The organism is Lactobacillus amylolyticus (assembly GCF_003999355.1).
Lineage (GTDB): Bacteria > Bacillota > Bacilli > Lactobacillales > Lactobacillaceae > Lactobacillus > Lactobacillus amylolyticus.
In genome coordinates this window covers 139946-160745 of record NZ_CP031836.1, presented here as the reverse complement: position 1 = coordinate 160745, position 20800 = coordinate 139946, and the positions used below count along the sequence as shown (strand labels likewise).

General features: G+C 36.5%; 15 protein-coding genes and 5 pseudogenes. 17 read left to right on the top strand and 3 right to left on the bottom strand.

Going from position 1 to position 20800, the window contains the following annotated elements:
* The first annotated feature begins 321 nt into the window (after positions 1-321).
* Together D0Z64_RS08095 and D0Z64_RS08090 are read left to right on the top strand one after the other, a co-directional pair.
* Positions 322-656, top strand: a pseudogene (locus D0Z64_RS08095) (putative quinol monooxygenase).
* 12 nt (positions 657-668) lie between these two features.
* Positions 669-1066: pseudogene (locus tag D0Z64_RS08090) on the top strand (DNA-3-methyladenine glycosylase I); the annotation flags it as partial.
* Between the two features lie 51 nt (positions 1067-1117).
* Here D0Z64_RS08090 and D0Z64_RS08085 read toward each other — a convergent pair.
* Positions 1118-2071 (bottom strand): LacI family DNA-binding transcriptional regulator, encoded by a 954-nt coding sequence (locus tag D0Z64_RS08085; protein WP_080882030.1) that lies wholly within the window; start codon positions 2069-2071, stop codon positions 1118-1120.
* A 198-nt stretch (positions 2072-2269) separates the two neighbouring features.
* On the opposite strand from D0Z64_RS08085, the gene D0Z64_RS08080 reads away from it, so the two are divergent.
* The 7 genes from D0Z64_RS08080 to D0Z64_RS08050 all read left to right on the top strand — a co-directional run bounded on the left by D0Z64_RS08080 (position 2270) and on the right by D0Z64_RS08050 (position 10683).
* The gene (locus tag D0Z64_RS08080; protein WP_080882028.1) at positions 2270-3526 is read left to right on the top strand and encodes an extracellular solute-binding protein; all 1257 of its coding nucleotides are present in this window, start codon (positions 2270-2272) and stop codon (positions 3524-3526) included.
* Positions 3527-3537: 11 nt separating this feature from the next.
* Entirely contained in the window at positions 3538-4413 is an 876-nt protein-coding gene (locus tag D0Z64_RS08075) for a carbohydrate ABC transporter permease (RefSeq protein ID WP_080882029.1), read from the top strand.
* A 14-nt stretch (positions 4414-4427) separates the two neighbouring features.
* A complete protein-coding gene (locus tag D0Z64_RS08070) occupies positions 4428-5261 on the top strand; it encodes a carbohydrate ABC transporter permease (protein WP_080882026.1) in 834 nt (277 codons plus the stop codon).
* A gap of 18 nt (positions 5262-5279) precedes the next feature.
* Positions 5280-7481: an alpha-galactosidase gene (locus tag D0Z64_RS08065; RefSeq protein ID WP_080882025.1), complete on the top strand. Its 2202-nt coding sequence runs from the start codon at positions 5280-5282 to the stop codon at positions 7479-7481.
* 14 nt (positions 7482-7495) lie between these two features.
* Positions 7496-8938: a sucrose phosphorylase gene (gene gtfA, locus D0Z64_RS08060; protein WP_080882024.1), complete on the top strand. Its 1443-nt coding sequence runs from the start codon at positions 7496-7498 to the stop codon at positions 8936-8938.
* Between the two features lie 114 nt (positions 8939-9052).
* Positions 9053-9247, top strand: coding sequence for an ATP-binding cassette domain-containing protein (locus D0Z64_RS08055; RefSeq protein WP_080882023.1), 195 nt, complete (start codon positions 9053-9055; stop codon positions 9245-9247).
* A gap of 233 nt (positions 9248-9480) precedes the next feature.
* Positions 9481-10683: an IS110 family transposase gene (locus D0Z64_RS08050; RefSeq protein WP_080881115.1), complete on the top strand. Its 1203-nt coding sequence runs from the start codon at positions 9481-9483 to the stop codon at positions 10681-10683.
* A gap of 140 nt (positions 10684-10823) precedes the next feature.
* Here the strand turns inward: D0Z64_RS08050 and D0Z64_RS08045 are convergent.
* Positions 10824-11357: pseudogene (locus D0Z64_RS08045) on the bottom strand (transposase); the annotation flags it as partial.
* A 383-nt stretch (positions 11358-11740) separates the two neighbouring features.
* Here D0Z64_RS08045 and D0Z64_RS08040 point away from each other — a divergent pair.
* Together D0Z64_RS08040 and D0Z64_RS08035 are read left to right on the top strand one after the other, a co-directional pair.
* Positions 11741-12075, top strand: a pseudogene (locus D0Z64_RS08040) (putative quinol monooxygenase).
* Positions 12076-12087: 12 nt separating this feature from the next.
* Positions 12088-12485: pseudogene (locus D0Z64_RS08035) on the top strand (DNA-3-methyladenine glycosylase I); the annotation flags it as partial.
* Between the two features lie 51 nt (positions 12486-12536).
* On the opposite strand, the gene D0Z64_RS08030 reads toward D0Z64_RS08035, so the two are convergent.
* Positions 12537-13490, bottom strand: coding sequence for a LacI family DNA-binding transcriptional regulator (locus tag D0Z64_RS08030; protein ID WP_080882030.1), 954 nt, complete (start codon positions 13488-13490; stop codon positions 12537-12539).
* Positions 13491-13688: 198 nt separating this feature from the next.
* Here D0Z64_RS08030 and D0Z64_RS08025 point away from each other — a divergent pair, with 198 nt between their 5' ends.
* From D0Z64_RS08025 to D0Z64_RS08000, 6 genes are all read left to right on the top strand, one after another.
* Complete coding sequence (locus tag D0Z64_RS08025; protein ID WP_080882028.1) at positions 13689-14945, top strand: extracellular solute-binding protein; 1257 nt, start codon at positions 13689-13691, stop codon at positions 14943-14945.
* A gap of 11 nt (positions 14946-14956) precedes the next feature.
* On the top strand, positions 14957-15832 hold the full coding sequence (locus D0Z64_RS08020; RefSeq protein ID WP_080882029.1) for a carbohydrate ABC transporter permease: 876 nt from the start codon (positions 14957-14959) through the stop codon (positions 15830-15832).
* Positions 15833-15846: 14 nt separating this feature from the next.
* Positions 15847-16680, top strand: coding sequence for a carbohydrate ABC transporter permease (locus D0Z64_RS08015; RefSeq protein ID WP_080882026.1), 834 nt, complete (start codon positions 15847-15849; stop codon positions 16678-16680).
* 18 nt (positions 16681-16698) lie between these two features.
* On the top strand, positions 16699-18900 hold the full coding sequence (locus D0Z64_RS08010; RefSeq protein WP_080882025.1) for an alpha-galactosidase: 2202 nt from the start codon (positions 16699-16701) through the stop codon (positions 18898-18900).
* Positions 18901-18914: 14 nt separating this feature from the next.
* A complete protein-coding gene (gene gtfA / locus D0Z64_RS08005; RefSeq protein WP_080882024.1) occupies positions 18915-20357 on the top strand; it encodes a sucrose phosphorylase in 1443 nt (480 codons plus the stop codon).
* 114 nt (positions 20358-20471) lie between these two features.
* Positions 20472-20666 (top strand): ATP-binding cassette domain-containing protein, encoded by a 195-nt coding sequence (locus tag D0Z64_RS08000; RefSeq protein ID WP_080882023.1) that lies wholly within the window; start codon positions 20472-20474, stop codon positions 20664-20666.
* Positions 20667-20800 lie beyond the last annotated feature (134 nt).

The window sequence follows — 20800 nt, the reverse complement described above, 5'->3', positions numbered from 1 at the left end:
TTTTTATGTGAGCGGCAGAGGACTCTCTGTTTAAATAAACGAATAATAATTGGCCGGCTGAAGCAGAACGGCCTGATAGATTTTTATAAAAGAGGACTATGTCCTCTTTTTTTTGAAATAAAAACCTGTTAACAGCTTATCACAGAGATAAGCCATCAACAGGAAAAATTATAGAGCCAAAAATAAAAGCTCAAGAATTGCTAAAGATGCAGTTCTTGAGCTTTTTTCGTAGGAAAGTATTTTTAATAATCGGTTCTGAGACAAATTTGCTAAAATAAAAGAAAAAGTACATGCTTCTTAATTCAAATAGGAGGAATTAATATGAGCCTTACCATTAATCTTTACTATACCGGTAAAAACGGGGATGCCCGCAAGTTTATGAATGAAATGGAATCAAGTGGCATTGCTAAGCGAATTCGTGAAGAAGATGGAAATGAACGCTATGATTACTTTTTACCAGCTTACCAGCAAATGATCCTAAAACAGTGCTGTTAATTGACAGCTGGAAAGACCAAAAGGCGATTGACAAGCACCATGCTTCACCAATGATGAAAGAGTTAGCTGCTTTGCGTGAAAAATATGATCTGCACATGAAAGTTGAACGGTTTGTTTCTGTTGAAGAACCAAGTAGCGACGATAAATTTATTCGGAAATAAGGAAAACAAGAAATGGTCAAACGCTGTCCTTGGGGCGAAACTGATGATCAGCTTTATCGCAATTACCATGATCAGGAATGGGGCAAACTAAATTTAGATGAAAAGTATCTCTATGAGATGCTAGTGCTTGAGAGTTTTCAACCTGGACTTTCTTGGTCAACAATCTTACATAAGCGTGAGAATTTCCGCCAGGATTTTGCTGGTTTTAAAGTTGAGAAAGTGGCAAAATTTACAGATACAGATTTTCGAAGATTGATGGATGATGCAGGCATTATTCGTAATAAATTGAAAATTAATGCAGCGATTAACAATGTGCGTGTGCTTGTTAAATGGATCGATCTGGCAAAACTTTTTCGAAATTTTTAACGGATTATCTGCCTCAACCGATTGTTCATCATTTTGAGCAAATGTAAATAGAAAAATAAAGATCCTCAGAATTAAACAAAATTCTGAGGATCTTTTTAGATCTGATTAATTAAACTAACCGGCAGAGTGTAAACACTTTCTAGTTTTTCATGTGGTTGATTAATTTGATGAAGAAGCAGGTCACTCATCAATTCAGCCAGTTCTTTGATATGCTGCTGAGCAGTAATTAAATGTGGAAACAGATTTTGGATCAAAATTGTACCATCAAATCCCGTAATGACAGGAGTCAATCCTAAATCATCTGTACATTGTTTTGCTAATAACGCTGTAATATCATCCGTACAACAAATTGCTTCATATTGAGTATGTTTGAGAATTTGCTGAATTGTAATTTTTTTAGCAATAATTGAATCGCTAGCGTTTAAGGAGGTCAAATCAACTTCTTTGTGATAAGTATTAAAGACTTTAATCATGCCCTTAATGCGATCGTTAATTGGATAGTAATCTTCTTTAGCTCCAGCTATAATTGCGATTTTATTTTTACCCATTCTTAAAATGAATTGTGCGATTTGCATCCCTGCATCATAGTTGTTTGACTGAATAGTCGGAATTGATGGACTAATTTTGCGATCAAAACTGACAATCGGCAGATTAGGTTGCAAATCTTTTTTAGAAATATTGAGCAGTGAACTTGTAATTAAACCACAAATCTTTTTCTCTTGGAATCTCTTTAAAAAGTAATCAAAATTTTCAATGTGAAAATGATCCAAATGAAGGATGCAATCGTAATCTTTTTCTTTTAAATAGGTAGAAAGATTTTGAAATAATTCCGCATAAAATGGGTTATCAATGTTAGGAAAGTTTACTTCAATTACTTTCATTTTAGTTGTTAAAATGGGATCTTTATGCTTATAACCCAACTTATCAATTGCAGACTGAATTTTAGAAGCCGAGTTTGGACCAACATAGCCATTTTGATTTAAAAAACGTGAGACAGTTGCAATTGAAACACCAGCCTCATTTGCAAGTTCTTTGATCGTAGCAGTCATAATTACATCCCCATCTTAAAGAATCGCTTTCATAGCCTAATCATTATAGCACTAATGTGAAAATAAATGTGTAAATTTCTGTAAATAGGTTGTAAAAATTACACATTGCGGTATGATAAGTGTATCAAATGAAAGCGCTTTAATTTTCCAGAGAGGAAAGTTTAGCGGGTTTAGTTATTTTGATGAGGAGTGATCAATATGAATAAGTGGCTGAGAAAAGTAGCTTTAACTGGCCTAACTGCTGTTGCTGCACTTAGCTTGTCAGCTTGTGGTCAAAAGCAAAATAGCAGTTCAAGCAAGAAAGTTACAATTGAATACTTCAACCAAAAGAAGGAAATGTCAGGAACTTTGAAAGAAATCATCAAAGATTTCGAAAAGAAAAATCCTAACATTCGCGTTAAAGAAGTGGATGTCCCAAATCCAGGTACTGTTCTTAAAACAAGAATTTTAGCTGGGGATGTACCAGATGTAATCAATATTTATCCGCAAAATATTGACTTCCAAGAGTGGGCTAAAGCTGGCTACTTCTTAGATATGACGCATGCACCATATATTAAGAACATTAAGAATCACTATGCTGATTCCTTCAAAGTAAATGGCAAGATTTATAATGTTCCACTTAGTGCTAATGTCTATGGCTTTTTCTACAATGCAACTGAATTTAAAAAGTTAGGTATTAAGCCACCTAAGACTTGGGCTCAATTCGAACAAATTGTGAAGAAAATTAAGGCTAGCGGCAAAGCTCCATTTGCTGTTGCCGGAAGTGAACCATGGACTTTAAATGGTTATCATCAATTATCACTTGCAACTATTACTGGTGGTGCTACTCAAGCCAACAAACTGCTTCGTTATTCAGCACCAAATGGTATTAAGGTTAATAATCCGGCCATTCAAAAAGATTTCAACCGGTTGGATTTGCTTCGCTTTAATTCACAAACCAACTGGCGTGGTGCTAGTTACAACGATGCCATTGTTTCCTTTGCTAGCGGCAAGAGCATGATTATGCCAAACGGTTCATGGGCTTTACCTTTAATTAATGCGCAAAAGCCAAAATTCAAAGTTAGAACCTTTGCCTTCCCAGCAGATAAAGCTGGCCACGAAATGACAGTTGGTTCAGGTGACCTAGCACTGTCAATTTCTGCTTCGACTAAGCACAGAAAAGCCTGTGAAAAGTTTGTTGCCTATATGACGACCCCAGCTGCTATGCAGAAATACTACAACGTTGATGGTGAGCCTGTTGCTGTTAAAGGAATAAAGCAAAAGGGTGTCAATTCAGAACTTGGTGGTTTATATACTTTAGCCTTTACCAATCATGATATGGTTTGGCTTGCACAACACTGGACTTCAGAAAATGATTTCTTCGTTTTAACTGCAGGCTACTTAATGTCAGGCAATAAACAACAAATGGTTGACGCGATGAATACCTTCTTTAACCCAATGAAGGCTGCAAACTAGGAGGAGTAAAAATGAAATCCAAAAACTTTTTTGAAAAACATTGGGGCTGGCTGTTTTTAATTGTCCCATTGATTTTACAGTTAGTGTTCTTCTACTTCCCACTATTTCAAGGAGCTTTCTATAGTTTAACTAACTGGACTGGTTTAACCTATAACTATAAGTTTGTTGGGATTAATAACTACAAACTGTTAATGCTTGATAAAAATTTGGGTAAGTCAATTGGTTTTACCTTAATCCTAACGATTTCATTGATTGTTGGTGAAATTGTAATTGGTATCTTGGTTGCACGTGCCTTAAATGCAAAGATCAAGGGCCGGACATTCTTTAGAGCATGGTTCTTCTTCCCAGCTGTTCTTTCAGGCTTGACTGTTGCCTTGATTTTCAAACAAGTCTTCAACTACGGTTTGCCAGCAATTGGTAATGCTCTTCATATCAACTGGCTTCAAACTAGTTTGCTTGGTACTAATACTGGTGCGGTTATTGCGACAGTCTTTGTTCTGCTTTGGCAAGGGGTCGCAATGCCAATCATCATCTTTTTAGCAGGACTTCAAAGCATTCCTGATGAAATTAAGGAAGCTGCTTCTGTTGATGGTGCTAATAGCAAACAAATTTTCTGGAAGATTGAACTTCCATATATGTTGCCAAGTATTTCAATGGTCTTCATTTTAGCATTGAAGTCAGGTTTAACTGCCTTTGACCAAATCTTTGCGATGACTGCTGGTGGGCCAAACAACTCTACTACTTCATTAGGGCTTTTGGTTTACAACTATGCCTTTAACAACAACTCATTCGGTTATGCCAATGCGGTTGCCATTGTCTTGTTCGTCTTGATTGCCATTGTTTCATTCATTCAAATCAAGATTTCTAATAAGTATGCCGTTGATTAAAGGGGAGTATCACAATGAAAAAACAAAATAGCACAAAAACATTTTGGGACTATGCCTTGTTAGTTGTAGGCGGAATTTTAATTCTAGTTCCAATTCTGTATACGTTTTTAAGTTCATTTAAGACGACCAAACAAATTATGGAACACTTCTTTGCTTGGCCAAATCCTTGGACATTGGCAAACTTCCAAAGATTGTTTGCGGATGGTGTTATGGGTTACTTCTGGAACTCAATTGTGATTACAGTCTTATCAGTTGTCTTAGTCATGATCTTTGTTCCAATGGCTGCCTATTCAATTGCTCGTAATATGTCAAAGCGAACAGCTTATAACTGGATGTACATTTTATTGATCCTTGGGATCTTTGTTCCATTCCAAGTTATTATGATTCCAATTACTGTTATGATGAGTAAGATTGGTTTAGCCAACATGTGGGGCTTAATTATTCTTTACTTAACTTATGCTATTCCACAAACTTTGTTCTTGTATGTTTCTTACATCAAGCAAAGTGTTCCAGCTAGTTTGGATGAAGCTGCTGAACTTGATGGTGCCAACAAATTAACGGCTTACTTTAAGATTATCTTCCCATTGTTAAAACCAATGCATGCTACGACTTTGATTATAAATGCAATGTGGTTCTGGAACGACTTTATGCTTCCATTGCTGATCTTGAATGGAGATTCTAAGATGTGGACTTTGCCATTGTTCCAATACAACTACACTGGCCAATACTTCAACGACTACGGTCCATGCTTTGCATCATACGTCATTGGTATCATCACAATCACCATTGTCTACTTGATTTTCCAAAAGAACATTATTGCTGGTATGAGTAACGGTGCTGTTAAGTAATTACAATTAGGAGAAAAAATGAACCACGAACTAATCACCTTTGATCAAGAGCAAAAAGTTTTTCATTTGCATAATGACAAAATTTCATACTTGCTAGCCATTGAAGATGGCGGTACGCTAAGTCATTTGTATTTTGGTAAACGAGTAAAAAACTATCATGGTCAGTTGCGTTATCCAAGAAGAGATCGCGGTTTCTCAGGCAATCTTCCAGGTTCACTTGATCGAACGTTTTCACGTGATTCTATTTTAAAAGAGTACAGTACGGCCGGTGAAATGGACTATCATACGCCAGCTGCTATTGTTCGCCATCCAGATGGTGCAAATGCTTTGTTTTTAACCTATCAATCTTATCGGATTGAGGATGGCAAGCCTGATTTAAAGGGTCTTCCACATGCATGGGTCAAAAATAAAAATGAAGCGCAAACTTTAATTATCAGATTGGAAGACAAGAAAAGCCAACTTGATTTTGATTTGTACTACACCATTTATCGTGATCGTCCCGTAGTTACGCGTTCAGTTCAAGTACTCAATAACGGGCAAGAGACTGTTTTTCTTGAAAAAGCAGCTTCAATGCAAATTGATTTTGCCGATCGCAATTTTGAAGTGATTACTTTGCCAGGTGCGCATGCTAATGAACGTCATGTTGAAAGAGAAAAAATTGGGCAGGGCATTCATGTTTACTCAAGTATTCGTGGTACCTCAAGTCACCAAATGAATCCGTTTTTGGCTTTGGTAGACCCAGAGACAACAGAGAATAATGGTGATGCGTATGGTTTTAGTTTGGTTTATTCTGGCAACCATAAGTTTGAAGTTGAACGCGATCAATTTAATCAAATTCACTTAAATATTGGTATCAATGATTTTAATTTCAAGTGGCAGTTAGCACCTAAGGCTGAATTTCAAACTCCGGAAGTTTTGATGGTATATTCAGCTCATGGTTTAAATCAGATGAGTCAAACATTCCATCGTTTGATTCATGATCGAATCATGCGTAGCAAGTTTAAAGATCAACTGCGGCCAATTGTGGTGAATAATTGGGAAGCAACTTACTTTGATTTTGATGAAGATAAGCTGCGACCAATTGTTGATAAGGCTAAAGATCTCGGCATTGAAATGTTTGTTTTAGATGATGGCTGGTTTGGTCATCGTGATGATGATAATAGTTCACTTGGGGACTGGTATGTTGATCATAAGAAGTTTCCGAAAGGATTAGGTCATTTTGCTGATTACGTTCATCATCAGGGCTTAAAATTTGGTCTTTGGTTTGAACCCGAAATGATCTCTTATGATTCAGATCTTTATCGACAACATCCGGATTATCTAATGCATGTTCCTGGTCGTAAACCAAGTCCATCACGCAATCAATATCTTTTAGATTTAGGACGTAAAGAAGTTCGGGACAATATCTATGAACAAATGATCAAAATCCTAGATGGCGGCAAAATTGACTACATCAAATGGGATATGAATCGGCATTTGTCTGATATTTATGAAGCAGATTTACCAGCCGATAGACAGGGCGAGGCCTATCATCGCTATGTTTTGAGCTACTATGATTTGCTCGATCGCTTAGTTACTAGATATCCAAATATTTTATTTGAAGGTTGTTCAGGTGGTGGTGGCCGTTTTGATGCTGGTCAAGCTTACTATACGCCGCAAATTTGGGCCAGTGATAATTCAGATGCGATTGCTCGGCTAGTAATTCAATATGGTACGAGTTTAGTTTATCCGCAATCAATGATGACTTCCCATGTGTCAGTCAGCCCAAACGAACAAAATGGTCGAATTACGCCTTTTGATACGCGCGGTGCAGTTGCAATGTGGGGCGATTTAGGCTATGAACTTGACTTAACTAAATTAAGTGCTGCAGATAGCCGAAAAGTAGCTAAGCAAGTTTCTAAGTATAAAAAGATTCGTCAAATTACTCAATATGGTAAATTTTATCGTCTAAAGTCACCAATGACGGGCAATCAGTGTGCCTGGATGACTGTTTCACCAGATCAAAGTGAGGCAGTAGTTACAGTGGTTGATATCATGGCTTATGCTCAACCATATTGCACTAAGACCAAGTTAATGGGTCTTGATCCAAGCAAGCGTTATGAAGATGTTGCTACTCAAGAAATCTTTGGTGGGGATGAATTAATGAATCTTGGCTTCTATGATCCATTTGCTAATGGAGATTTTCAAGCTAAAATGTACCACTTTAAAGCAGTAGATTAGGGGGAGAAAAAGTAATGCCAATTTCAAATAAAGTCATGCTGATTACTTATCCTGATAGTTTGGGTAAGAATATTCAGGAATTAAAAGAAGTTCTAAAAACTGACTTAAAAGGTGCAGTAGGTGGGATTCACTTATTGCCATTCTTCCCCTCAACCGGTGACCGTGGTTTTGCACCAACGGACTACACAAAGGTTGATGCAAAATTTGGTACTTGGAAAGATGTGGAAGAATTAGGTCAACAATATTACTTAATGTTTGACTTTATGATTAATCACATTTCCCGTCATTCAAAGTATTTTGAAGATTTTCAGAAGAATAAAGATCAAAGTCCTTACGCAGATCTTTTCCTGAGTTGGGATAAATTTTGGCCTAAAGGTCGTCCAACTAAGAAAGACGTTGATCTAATTTATAAGCGGAAAGATCGTGCCCCTTATCAAGAAATTACTTTTGCTGATGGCAGTAAAGAAAAATTATGGAACACTTTTGGTCCTGAACAGATTGATCTTGATGTACGCAAAAAGGTCACCCAAAAATTCATTCGCCAAACCCTGAATGAATTGATTGCTCATGGTGCTGACATTATTCGTTTAGATGCTTTTGCTTACGCAGTTAAGAAGCTTAATACGAATGATTTCTTTGTTGAACCAGAAATTTGGGATTTGTTAGCCCAAGTTCGTGACGACATTGCTGATAAAGGTGCCATGATTCTTCCAGAAATTCATGAACATTATTCAATGCCGTTCAAGATTAGCAAGCATGGCTACTTCATTTATGATTTTGCTTTACCAATGGTGACTTTGTATTCGCTTTATAGCGGCAAAACTGATCGTTTGGCAAATTGGCTCAAAATGTGCCCAATGAAACAATTTACGACACTGGACACGCATGATGGAATTGGCGTTGTAGATGCCCGCGATATTTTAACTCCCGAGCAAATCGATTACACTAGTAAAGAACTCTATAAAGTTGGGGCAAATGTTAAAAAGAAGTATTCAAGTGCCGAATATCATAATCTTGATATTTATCAAATCAATACTACTTTTTACTCAGCTCTTGGCGATGATGATCGCAGATACTTTATGGCTCGGCTTCTTCAGGTCTTTGCACCAGGAATTCCGCAAGTATATTATGTTGGAATGCTGGCAGGCAAAAATGACATTAAACTGCTAGAAAAAACTAAAGAGGGTCGCAATATTAATCGACACTACTACACTAAAGAAGAAGTGGAACAGGAAGTTAAACGGCCTGTTGTTCATTCACTGCTTAAATTATTTACTTTTAGAAATAATGAGGCTGCATTTGATCTGGAGGGCAAGATTGAAGTGACAACTCCAAATGAAAATGAAATAAAGATTACACGTCAAAATCATGATGGCTCAAGAGTTGCTAAACTTCACGCAAATCTGCAAGACATGACTTACCAAGTTACAGTCAATGGTGAACAAGTTAAATTTTAATAAAACATTTAAAGCGGACATTCAATAAAGAATGCCTGCTTTTTCTTTACCTCCAGTCTAGTCGAGATGGGTATAATTAAGATGAATCTTGAAAGATAGGAAAGGCAAATAATCATGCTTTTGGATTTAGAAAATGTTTCCTACCAAGTACAAGATAAAACAATTTTGCATGATATTTTCTTTGCGCTAAATAAAGGGGATTTCTTAACGCTTGTTGGTCCTTCAGGAAGCGGAAAAAGCACGATCCTGAAAGTAGTCGCTTCACTGATCTCACCAACTGCTGGCAAGGCTCTTTGTCAAACACCCTAAAGTATAAAGGTAGATAGAAACATGACGATGTTTTTATCTACCTTTTTTCTTATACTTAGATTGAGGTTGAGGTCGACAACAGAATGGAATATTAAATTCGACTGTCAAACGGGCCCATAAATGTTTATTTTCAATCAAACTAGATTAAGGGTGTGGATCTCAGAGATCGTATAATCAAGAAATGGAGCTGAAAATAAATATTTGCCTCAATTGATTTAAAACGGGGTGATTAGGTGAATATTATTGGTATTGATGTTAGTCAAGGTGAAAGTCATGCCACTTTGATAACAAAAGAAGCGGAAGAAATAGCTTTTAAATTTAAGCATAATAAGAGCGGTTTCCAAATATTAAATTCTTATATTAAACCCGGTACAATAATAATATTTGAAACTACAGGTGTTTATTCGGCTCAGCTTACTACTTATTTAAAAAATAAAAAGGTCAAATTTTATGAGCTAAATCCCCTAGAAGCAAAATTAAGAATGGCTTCTTTGAGAAGAAATAAAACTGACAAGAATGATTCATTTAAATTAGCTTTATTGGGTAAAACTCAATTAGCGGAAATAAAGAATCACTGTAATAAACAATCTAATTCGTTGTATGAATCTTTACGGATTTTATCTTTGAGATATAAGCAGTTAATTAAATGTAGAACCAGAATACTTAATTTCCTTCGTTCTAGCTTAGAGCTTACTTTCCCAGAACTAAATCAGATTTTTAAAAATGCTTATGCAGTTTTAGCCCTTCAAGTATTTAGAATGTATTGTCATCCTGACTTTTTGGTAGGATTAACTCTTAAAGAAATGACCACTAGAGTTTACCAATCTGTTAGCAGGCGAATACATAAAGATGTAATTCAAAGTTATTGTGCTCAAGTTTGGTTAGCAGCTAAAGATTCTTATCCTGCTGTTCCAGCAAATTCTTTAGAAATTGAAATTATTTCAGAATATTGCGATGAGATAGAAAGCTACAATAAAGAAATAGCCTATATTCAAAACAAGTTAATCAAGACGGCTGTTGGCTTGGATGATTTCAAAGTTATTTCCAGTATTCCCGGAGCCGGTCAATTAAATAGCGCTCTATTATTAGGCTTTACTGGTGATATTGCTCGCTTTGATAATTATAAACAACTCAATGCTTTCCTAGGTTTGGATTTAAATAGATATCAGTCTGGTAAATACATTAAAGGCGATACAATTAATCGTAGAGGTAGTAGTCAAGGCAGAGCTGTTGAAACAGACATGATTCGAAGTATGTTAAGAAATCAAGGCAAAATTCAAAATCATTTAATTGATTACTATTACAAATTAAAAAAGCCGCCTTTCAATAAGCATGACAAGGTAGCTTTAATAGCATGCGCCAATCATTTGAATCGCACTATTATAAATTTGGTCCACACACATCAACTTTATAATTATTCTAAGGCGATTAATTAATAGATGTTTAGCACATAATAAGTGAAAAAACTGCCAAAAGACTAGTCTTTTGGGGCTATGTTTAGTATACTCTTTTTTTCTCTGTAGTAATGCTTGACATTCTATAAGAATTCCTGTTGATGAAGAGTAAAGTTTAAGGATTAAGCAATTAATAAATTGCTTAATCCTTTTTCTTTGACTTTGTTTTCTTCCAGTCTGATTCTTGTTAAGAGATTAATAAAATCAGAATAACCAAAGGCAGTTCGTTCAATTTGTTTAATCTTGCGGTTGAAGCCTTCTAGGCAGCCATTGGAATAGCTTGACTGTGCTCCATTTAATACGGCCTTTAAATTATGCTTGAACGTTAAAAGCGTTTTATGCATTAGACCGCCCACCGGTTTTTTTGAGCAGATGATTCTTTTAAGCTTCTGACTGTCATTGTCTTCTAAGGCTGTAAAGAAATCCTGCATTCGATTGTATGAATTTTCCAGCGTCGTATTAGGACTAATTTCTTGCATAACAATCTGCTCCTGAGTAAGCGAATCCATGTAGTGCCAATTGTAGCGCGGATGAATCTTGTCCAAATCATCATATTTTTTCAAATAGAGCCTCCATAGAGATTTCAAAAGCTTGTATTCTCGGGATTGCTTGTCAAATGTCTTTATGGCTCTGACACGCAGAGAATTGAATGAGCGCGGTGAACACCTTTCTCTTGGAAGCATTGTAAATACAGTAGTGTTTGGCGTGGCATTGGGCTTTTTTATGTGAGCGGCAGAGGACTCTCTGTTTAAATAAACGAATAATAATTGGCCGGCTGAAGCAGAACGGCCTGATAGATTTTTATAAAAGAGGACTATGTCCTCTTTTTTTTGAAATAAAAACCTGTTAACAGCTTATCACAGAGATAAGCCATCAACAGGAAAAATTATAGAGCCAAAAATAAAAGCTCAAGAATTGCTAAAGATGCAGTTCTTGAGCTTTTTTCGTAGGAAAGTATTTTTAATAATCGGTTCTGAGACAAATTTGCTAAAATAAAAGAAAAAGTACATGCTTCTTAATTCAAATAGGAGGAATTAATATGAGCCTTACCATTAATCTTTACTATACCGGTAAAAACGGGGATGCCCGCAAGTTTATGAATGAAATGGAATCAAGTGGCATTGCTAAGCGAATTCGTGAAGAAGATGGAAATGAACGCTATGATTACTTTTTACCAGCTTACCAGCAAATGATCCTAAAACAGTGCTGTTAATTGACAGCTGGAAAGACCAAAAGGCGATTGACAAGCACCATGCTTCACCAATGATGAAAGAGTTAGCTGCTTTGCGTGAAAAATATGATCTGCACATGAAAGTTGAACGGTTTGTTTCTGTTGAAGAACCAAGTAGCGACGATAAATTTATTCGGAAATAAGGAAAACAAGAAATGGTCAAACGCTGTCCTTGGGGCGAAACTGATGATCAGCTTTATCGCAATTACCATGATCAGGAATGGGGCAAACTAAATTTAGATGAAAAGTATCTCTATGAGATGCTAGTGCTTGAGAGTTTTCAACCTGGACTTTCTTGGTCAACAATCTTACATAAGCGTGAGAATTTCCGCCAGGATTTTGCTGGTTTTAAAGTTGAGAAAGTGGCAAAATTTACAGATACAGATTTTCGAAGATTGATGGATGATGCAGGCATTATTCGTAATAAATTGAAAATTAATGCAGCGATTAACAATGTGCGTGTGCTTGTTAAATGGATCGATCTGGCAAAACTTTTTCGAAATTTTTAACGGATTATCTGCCTCAACCGATTGTTCATCATTTTGAGCAAATGTAAATAGAAAAATAAAGATCCTCAGAATTAAACAAAATTCTGAGGATCTTTTTAGATCTGATTAATTAAACTAACCGGCAGAGTGTAAACACTTTCTAGTTTTTCATGTGGTTGATTAATTTGATGAAGAAGCAGGTCACTCATCAATTCAGCCAGTTCTTTGATATGCTGCTGAGCAGTAATTAAATGTGGAAACAGATTTTGGATCAAAATTGTACCATCAAATCCCGTAATGACAGGAGTCAATCCTAAATCATCTGTACATTGTTTTGCTAATAACGCTGTAATATCATCCGTACAACAAATTGCTTCATATTGAGTATGTTTGAGAATTTGCTGAATTGTAATTTTTTTAGCAATAATTGAATCGCTAGCGTTTAAGGAGGTCAAATCAACTTCTTTGTGATAAGTATTAAAGACTTTAATCATGCCCTTAATGCGATCGTTAATTGGATAGTAATCTTCTTTAGCTCCAGCTATAATTGCGATTTTATTTTTACCCATTCTTAAAATGAATTGTGCGATTTGCATCCCTGCATCATAGTTGTTTGACTGAATAGTCGGAATTGATGGACTAATTTTGCGATCAAAACTGACAATCGGCAGATTAGGTTGCAAATCTTTTTTAGAAATATTGAGCAGTGAACTTGTAATTAAACCACAAATCTTTTTCTCTTGGAATCTCTTTAAAAAGTAATCAAAATTTTCAATGTGAAAATGATCCAAATGAAGGATGCAATCGTAATCTTTTTCTTTTAAATAGGTAGAAAGATTTTGAAATAATTCCGCATAAAATGGGTTATCAATGTTAGGAAAGTTTACTTCAATTACTTTCATTTTAGTTGTTAAAATGGGATCTTTATGCTTATAACCCAACTTATCAATTGCAGACTGAATTTTAGAAGCCGAGTTTGGACCAACATAGCCATTTTGATTTAAAAAACGTGAGACAGTTGCAATTGAAACACCAGCCTCATTTGCAAGTTCTTTGATCGTAGCAGTCATAATTACATCCCCATCTTAAAGAATCGCTTTCATAGCCTAATCATTATAGCACTAATGTGAAAATAAATGTGTAAATTTCTGTAAATAGGTTGTAAAAATTACACATTGCGGTATGATAAGTGTATCAAATGAAAGCGCTTTAATTTTCCAGAGAGGAAAGTTTAGCGGGTTTAGTTATTTTGATGAGGAGTGATCAATATGAATAAGTGGCTGAGAAAAGTAGCTTTAACTGGCCTAACTGCTGTTGCTGCACTTAGCTTGTCAGCTTGTGGTCAAAAGCAAAATAGCAGTTCAAGCAAGAAAGTTACAATTGAATACTTCAACCAAAAGAAGGAAATGTCAGGAACTTTGAAAGAAATCATCAAAGATTTCGAAAAGAAAAATCCTAACATTCGCGTTAAAGAAGTGGATGTCCCAAATCCAGGTACTGTTCTTAAAACAAGAATTTTAGCTGGGGATGTACCAGATGTAATCAATATTTATCCGCAAAATATTGACTTCCAAGAGTGGGCTAAAGCTGGCTACTTCTTAGATATGACGCATGCACCATATATTAAGAACATTAAGAATCACTATGCTGATTCCTTCAAAGTAAATGGCAAGATTTATAATGTTCCACTTAGTGCTAATGTCTATGGCTTTTTCTACAATGCAACTGAATTTAAAAAGTTAGGTATTAAGCCACCTAAGACTTGGGCTCAATTCGAACAAATTGTGAAGAAAATTAAGGCTAGCGGCAAAGCTCCATTTGCTGTTGCCGGAAGTGAACCATGGACTTTAAATGGTTATCATCAATTATCACTTGCAACTATTACTGGTGGTGCTACTCAAGCCAACAAACTGCTTCGTTATTCAGCACCAAATGGTATTAAGGTTAATAATCCGGCCATTCAAAAAGATTTCAACCGGTTGGATTTGCTTCGCTTTAATTCACAAACCAACTGGCGTGGTGCTAGTTACAACGATGCCATTGTTTCCTTTGCTAGCGGCAAGAGCATGATTATGCCAAACGGTTCATGGGCTTTACCTTTAATTAATGCGCAAAAGCCAAAATTCAAAGTTAGAACCTTTGCCTTCCCAGCAGATAAAGCTGGCCACGAAATGACAGTTGGTTCAGGTGACCTAGCACTGTCAATTTCTGCTTCGACTAAGCACAGAAAAGCCTGTGAAAAGTTTGTTGCCTATATGACGACCCCAGCTGCTATGCAGAAATACTACAACGTTGATGGTGAGCCTGTTGCTGTTAAAGGAATAAAGCAAAAGGGTGTCAATTCAGAACTTGGTGGTTTATATACTTTAGCCTTTACCAATCATGATATGGTTTGGCTTGCACAACACTGGACTTCAGAAAATGATTTCTTCGTTTTAACTGCAGGCTACTTAATGTCAGGCAATAAACAACAAATGGTTGACGCGATGAATACCTTCTTTAACCCAATGAAGGCTGCAAACTAGGAGGAGTAAAAATGAAATCCAAAAACTTTTTTGAAAAACATTGGGGCTGGCTGTTTTTAATTGTCCCATTGATTTTACAGTTAGTGTTCTTCTACTTCCCACTATTTCAAGGAGCTTTCTATAGTTTAACTAACTGGACTGGTTTAACCTATAACTATAAGTTTGTTGGGATTAATAACTACAAACTGTTAATGCTTGATAAAAATTTGGGTAAGTCAATTGGTTTTACCTTAATCCTAACGATTTCATTGATTGTTGGTGAAATTGTAATTGGTATCTTGGTTGCACGTGCCTTAAATGCAAAGATCAAGGGCCGGACATTCTTTAGAGCATGGTTCTTCTTCCCAGCTGTTCTTTCAGGCTTGACTGTTGCCTTGATTTTCAAACAAGTCTTCAACTACGGTTTGCCAGCAATTGGTAATGCTCTTCATATCAACTGGCTTCAAACTAGTTTGCTTGGTACTAATACTGGTGCGGTTATTGCGACAGTCTTTGTTCTGCTTTGGCAAGGGGTCGCAATGCCAATCATCATCTTTTTAGCAGGACTTCAAAGCATTCCTGATGAAATTAAGGAAGCTGCTTCTGTTGATGGTGCTAATAGCAAACAAATTTTCTGGAAGATTGAACTTCCATATATGTTGCCAAGTATTTCAATGGTCTTCATTTTAGCATTGAAGTCAGGTTTAACTGCCTTTGACCAAATCTTTGCGATGACTGCTGGTGGGCCAAACAACTCTACTACTTCATTAGGGCTTTTGGTTTACAACTATGCCTTTAACAACAACTCATTCGGTTATGCCAATGCGGTTGCCATTGTCTTGTTCGTCTTGATTGCCATTGTTTCATTCATTCAAATCAAGATTTCTAATAAGTATGCCGTTGATTAAAGGGGAGTATCACAATGAAAAAACAAAATAGCACAAAAACATTTTGGGACTATGCCTTGTTAGTTGTAGGCGGAATTTTAATTCTAGTTCCAATTCTGTATACGTTTTTAAGTTCATTTAAGACGACCAAACAAATTATGGAACACTTCTTTGCTTGGCCAAATCCTTGGACATTGGCAAACTTCCAAAGATTGTTTGCGGATGGTGTTATGGGTTACTTCTGGAACTCAATTGTGATTACAGTCTTATCAGTTGTCTTAGTCATGATCTTTGTTCCAATGGCTGCCTATTCAATTGCTCGTAATATGTCAAAGCGAACAGCTTATAACTGGATGTACATTTTATTGATCCTTGGGATCTTTGTTCCATTCCAAGTTATTATGATTCCAATTACTGTTATGATGAGTAAGATTGGTTTAGCCAACATGTGGGGCTTAATTATTCTTTACTTAACTTATGCTATTCCACAAACTTTGTTCTTGTATGTTTCTTACATCAAGCAAAGTGTTCCAGCTAGTTTGGATGAAGCTGCTGAACTTGATGGTGCCAACAAATTAACGGCTTACTTTAAGATTATCTTCCCATTGTTAAAACCAATGCATGCTACGACTTTGATTATAAATGCAATGTGGTTCTGGAACGACTTTATGCTTCCATTGCTGATCTTGAATGGAGATTCTAAGATGTGGACTTTGCCATTGTTCCAATACAACTACACTGGCCAATACTTCAACGACTACGGTCCATGCTTTGCATCATACGTCATTGGTATCATCACAATCACCATTGTCTACTTGATTTTCCAAAAGAACATTATTGCTGGTATGAGTAACGGTGCTGTTAAGTAATTACAATTAGGAGAAAAAATGAACCACGAACTAATCACCTTTGATCAAGAGCAAAAAGTTTTTCATTTGCATAATGACAAAATTTCATACTTGCTAGCCATTGAAGATGGCGGTACGCTAAGTCATTTGTATTTTGGTAAACGAGTAAAAAACTATCATGGTCAGTTGCGTTATCCAAGAAGAGATCGCGGTTTCTCAGGCAATCTTCCAGGTTCACTTGATCGAACGTTTTCACGTGATTCTATTTTAAAAGAGTACAGTACGGCCGGTGAAATGGACTATCATACGCCAGCTGCTATTGTTCGCCATCCAGATGGTGCAAATGCTTTGTTTTTAACCTATCAATCTTATCGGATTGAGGATGGCAAGCCTGATTTAAAGGGTCTTCCACATGCATGGGTCAAAAATAAAAATGAAGCGCAAACTTTAATTATCAGATTGGAAGACAAGAAAAGCCAACTTGATTTTGATTTGTACTACACCATTTATCGTGATCGTCCCGTAGTTACGCGTTCAGTTCAAGTACTCAATAACGGGCAAGAGACTGTTTTTCTTGAAAAAGCAGCTTCAATGCAAATTGATTTTGCCGATCGCAATTTTGAAGTGATTACTTTGCCAGGTGCGCATGCTAATGAACGTCATGTTGAAAGAGAAAAAATTGGGCAGGGCATTCATGTTTACTCAAGTATTCGTGGTACCTCAAGTCACCAAATGAATCCGTTTTTGGCTTTGGTAGACCCAGAGACAACAGAGAATAATGGTGATGCGTATGGTTTTAGTTTGGTTTATTCTGGCAACCATAAGTTTGAAGTTGAACGCGATCAATTTAATCAAATTCACTTAAATATTGGTATCAATGATTTTAATTTCAAGTGGCAGTTAGCACCTAAGGCTGAATTTCAAACTCCGGAAGTTTTGATGGTATATTCAGCTCATGGTTTAAATCAGATGAGTCAAACATTCCATCGTTTGATTCATGATCGAATCATGCGTAGCAAGTTTAAAGATCAACTGCGGCCAATTGTGGTGAATAATTGGGAAGCAACTTACTTTGATTTTGATGAAGATAAGCTGCGACCAATTGTTGATAAGGCTAAAGATCTCGGCATTGAAATGTTTGTTTTAGATGATGGCTGGTTTGGTCATCGTGATGATGATAATAGTTCACTTGGGGACTGGTATGTTGATCATAAGAAGTTTCCGAAAGGATTAGGTCATTTTGCTGATTACGTTCATCATCAGGGCTTAAAATTTGGTCTTTGGTTTGAACCCGAAATGATCTCTTATGATTCAGATCTTTATCGACAACATCCGGATTATCTAATGCATGTTCCTGGTCGTAAACCAAGTCCATCACGCAATCAATATCTTTTAGATTTAGGACGTAAAGAAGTTCGGGACAATATCTATGAACAAATGATCAAAATCCTAGATGGCGGCAAAATTGACTACATCAAATGGGATATGAATCGGCATTTGTCTGATATTTATGAAGCAGATTTACCAGCCGATAGACAGGGCGAGGCCTATCATCGCTATGTTTTGAGCTACTATGATTTGCTCGATCGCTTAGTTACTAGATATCCAAATATTTTATTTGAAGGTTGTTCAGGTGGTGGTGGCCGTTTTGATGCTGGTCAAGCTTACTATACGCCGCAAATTTGGGCCAGTGATAATTCAGATGCGATTGCTCGGCTAGTAATTCAATATGGTACGAGTTTAGTTTATCCGCAATCAATGATGACTTCCCATGTGTCAGTCAGCCCAAACGAACAAAATGGTCGAATTACGCCTTTTGATACGCGCGGTGCAGTTGCAATGTGGGGCGATTTAGGCTATGAACTTGACTTAACTAAATTAAGTGCTGCAGATAGCCGAAAAGTAGCTAAGCAAGTTTCTAAGTATAAAAAGATTCGTCAAATTACTCAATATGGTAAATTTTATCGTCTAAAGTCACCAATGACGGGCAATCAGTGTGCCTGGATGACTGTTTCACCAGATCAAAGTGAGGCAGTAGTTACAGTGGTTGATATCATGGCTTATGCTCAACCATATTGCACTAAGACCAAGTTAATGGGTCTTGATCCAAGCAAGCGTTATGAAGATGTTGCTACTCAAGAAATCTTTGGTGGGGATGAATTAATGAATCTTGGCTTCTATGATCCATTTGCTAATGGAGATTTTCAAGCTAAAATGTACCACTTTAAAGCAGTAGATTAGGGGGAGAAAAAGTAATGCCAATTTCAAATAAAGTCATGCTGATTACTTATCCTGATAGTTTGGGTAAGAATATTCAGGAATTAAAAGAAGTTCTAAAAACTGACTTAAAAGGTGCAGTAGGTGGGATTCACTTATTGCCATTCTTCCCCTCAACCGGTGACCGTGGTTTTGCACCAACGGACTACACAAAGGTTGATGCAAAATTTGGTACTTGGAAAGATGTGGAAGAATTAGGTCAACAATATTACTTAATGTTTGACTTTATGATTAATCACATTTCCCGTCATTCAAAGTATTTTGAAGATTTTCAGAAGAATAAAGATCAAAGTCCTTACGCAGATCTTTTCCTGAGTTGGGATAAATTTTGGCCTAAAGGTCGTCCAACTAAGAAAGACGTTGATCTAATTTATAAGCGGAAAGATCGTGCCCCTTATCAAGAAATTACTTTTGCTGATGGCAGTAAAGAAAAATTATGGAACACTTTTGGTCCTGAACAGATTGATCTTGATGTACGCAAAAAGGTCACCCAAAAATTCATTCGCCAAACCCTGAATGAATTGATTGCTCATGGTGCTGACATTATTCGTTTAGATGCTTTTGCTTACGCAGTTAAGAAGCTTAATACGAATGATTTCTTTGTTGAACCAGAAATTTGGGATTTGTTAGCCCAAGTTCGTGACGACATTGCTGATAAAGGTGCCATGATTCTTCCAGAAATTCATGAACATTATTCAATGCCGTTCAAGATTAGCAAGCATGGCTACTTCATTTATGATTTTGCTTTACCAATGGTGACTTTGTATTCGCTTTATAGCGGCAAAACTGATCGTTTGGCAAATTGGCTCAAAATGTGCCCAATGAAACAATTTACGACACTGGACACGCATGATGGAATTGGCGTTGTAGATGCCCGCGATATTTTAACTCCCGAGCAAATCGATTACACTAGTAAAGAACTCTATAAAGTTGGGGCAAATGTTAAAAAGAAGTATTCAAGTGCCGAATATCATAATCTTGATATTTATCAAATCAATACTACTTTTTACTCAGCTCTTGGCGATGATGATCGCAGATACTTTATGGCTCGGCTTCTTCAGGTCTTTGCACCAGGAATTCCGCAAGTATATTATGTTGGAATGCTGGCAGGCAAAAATGACATTAAACTGCTAGAAAAAACTAAAGAGGGTCGCAATATTAATCGACACTACTACACTAAAGAAGAAGTGGAACAGGAAGTTAAACGGCCTGTTGTTCATTCACTGCTTAAATTATTTACTTTTAGAAATAATGAGGCTGCATTTGATCTGGAGGGCAAGATTGAAGTGACAACTCCAAATGAAAATGAAATAAAGATTACACGTCAAAATCATGATGGCTCAAGAGTTGCTAAACTTCACGCAAATCTGCAAGACATGACTTACCAAGTTACAGTCAATGGTGAACAAGTTAAATTTTAATAAAACATTTAAAGCGGACATTCAATAAAGAATGCCTGCTTTTTCTTTACCTCCAGTCTAGTCGAGATGGGTATAATTAAGATGAATCTTGAAAGATAGGAAAGGCAAATAATCATGCTTTTGGATTTAGAAAATGTTTCCTACCAAGTACAAGATAAAACAATTTTGCATGATATTTTCTTTGCGCTAAATAAAGGGGATTTCTTAACGCTTGTTGGTCCTTCAGGAAGCGGAAAAAGCACGATCCTGAAAGTAGTCGCTTCACTGATCTCACCAACTGCTGGCAAGGCTCTTTGTCAAACACCCTAAAGTATAAAGGTAGATAGAAACATGACGATGTTTTTATCTACCTTTTTTCTTATACTTAGATTGAGGTTGAGGTCGACAACAGAATGGAATATTAAATTCGACTGTCAAACGGGCCCATAAATGTTTATTTTCAA

What these genes read in the sequence shown, in the direction of transcription:
- D0Z64_RS08055 (WP_080882023.1), top strand. Translation starts at nt 9,053, where the DNA reads ATGCTTTTGGATTTAGAAAATGTTTCCTACCAAGTACAAGATAAAACA.
- D0Z64_RS08065 (WP_080882025.1), top strand. Translation starts at nt 5,280, where the DNA reads ATGAACCACGAACTAATCACCTTTGATCAAGAGCAAAAAGTTTTTCAT.
- D0Z64_RS08025 (WP_080882028.1), top strand. Translation starts at nt 13,689, where the DNA reads ATGAATAAGTGGCTGAGAAAAGTAGCTTTAACTGGCCTAACTGCTGTT.
- D0Z64_RS08030 (WP_080882030.1), bottom strand. Translation starts at nt 13,490, where the DNA reads ATGACTGCTACGATCAAAGAACTTGCAAATGAGGCTGGTGTTTCAATT.
- D0Z64_RS08020 (WP_080882029.1), top strand. Translation starts at nt 14,957, where the DNA reads ATGAAATCCAAAAACTTTTTTGAAAAACATTGGGGCTGGCTGTTTTTA.
- D0Z64_RS08080 (WP_080882028.1), top strand. Translation starts at nt 2,270, where the DNA reads ATGAATAAGTGGCTGAGAAAAGTAGCTTTAACTGGCCTAACTGCTGTT.
- D0Z64_RS08015 (WP_080882026.1), top strand. Translation starts at nt 15,847, where the DNA reads ATGAAAAAACAAAATAGCACAAAAACATTTTGGGACTATGCCTTGTTA.
- gtfA (WP_080882024.1), top strand. Translation starts at nt 7,496, where the DNA reads ATGCCAATTTCAAATAAAGTCATGCTGATTACTTATCCTGATAGTTTG.
- D0Z64_RS08075 (WP_080882029.1), top strand. Translation starts at nt 3,538, where the DNA reads ATGAAATCCAAAAACTTTTTTGAAAAACATTGGGGCTGGCTGTTTTTA.
- D0Z64_RS08000 (WP_080882023.1), top strand. Translation starts at nt 20,472, where the DNA reads ATGCTTTTGGATTTAGAAAATGTTTCCTACCAAGTACAAGATAAAACA.
- gtfA (WP_080882024.1), top strand. Translation starts at nt 18,915, where the DNA reads ATGCCAATTTCAAATAAAGTCATGCTGATTACTTATCCTGATAGTTTG.
- D0Z64_RS08010 (WP_080882025.1), top strand. Translation starts at nt 16,699, where the DNA reads ATGAACCACGAACTAATCACCTTTGATCAAGAGCAAAAAGTTTTTCAT.
- D0Z64_RS08070 (WP_080882026.1), top strand. Translation starts at nt 4,428, where the DNA reads ATGAAAAAACAAAATAGCACAAAAACATTTTGGGACTATGCCTTGTTA.
- D0Z64_RS08085 (WP_080882030.1), bottom strand. Translation starts at nt 2,071, where the DNA reads ATGACTGCTACGATCAAAGAACTTGCAAATGAGGCTGGTGTTTCAATT.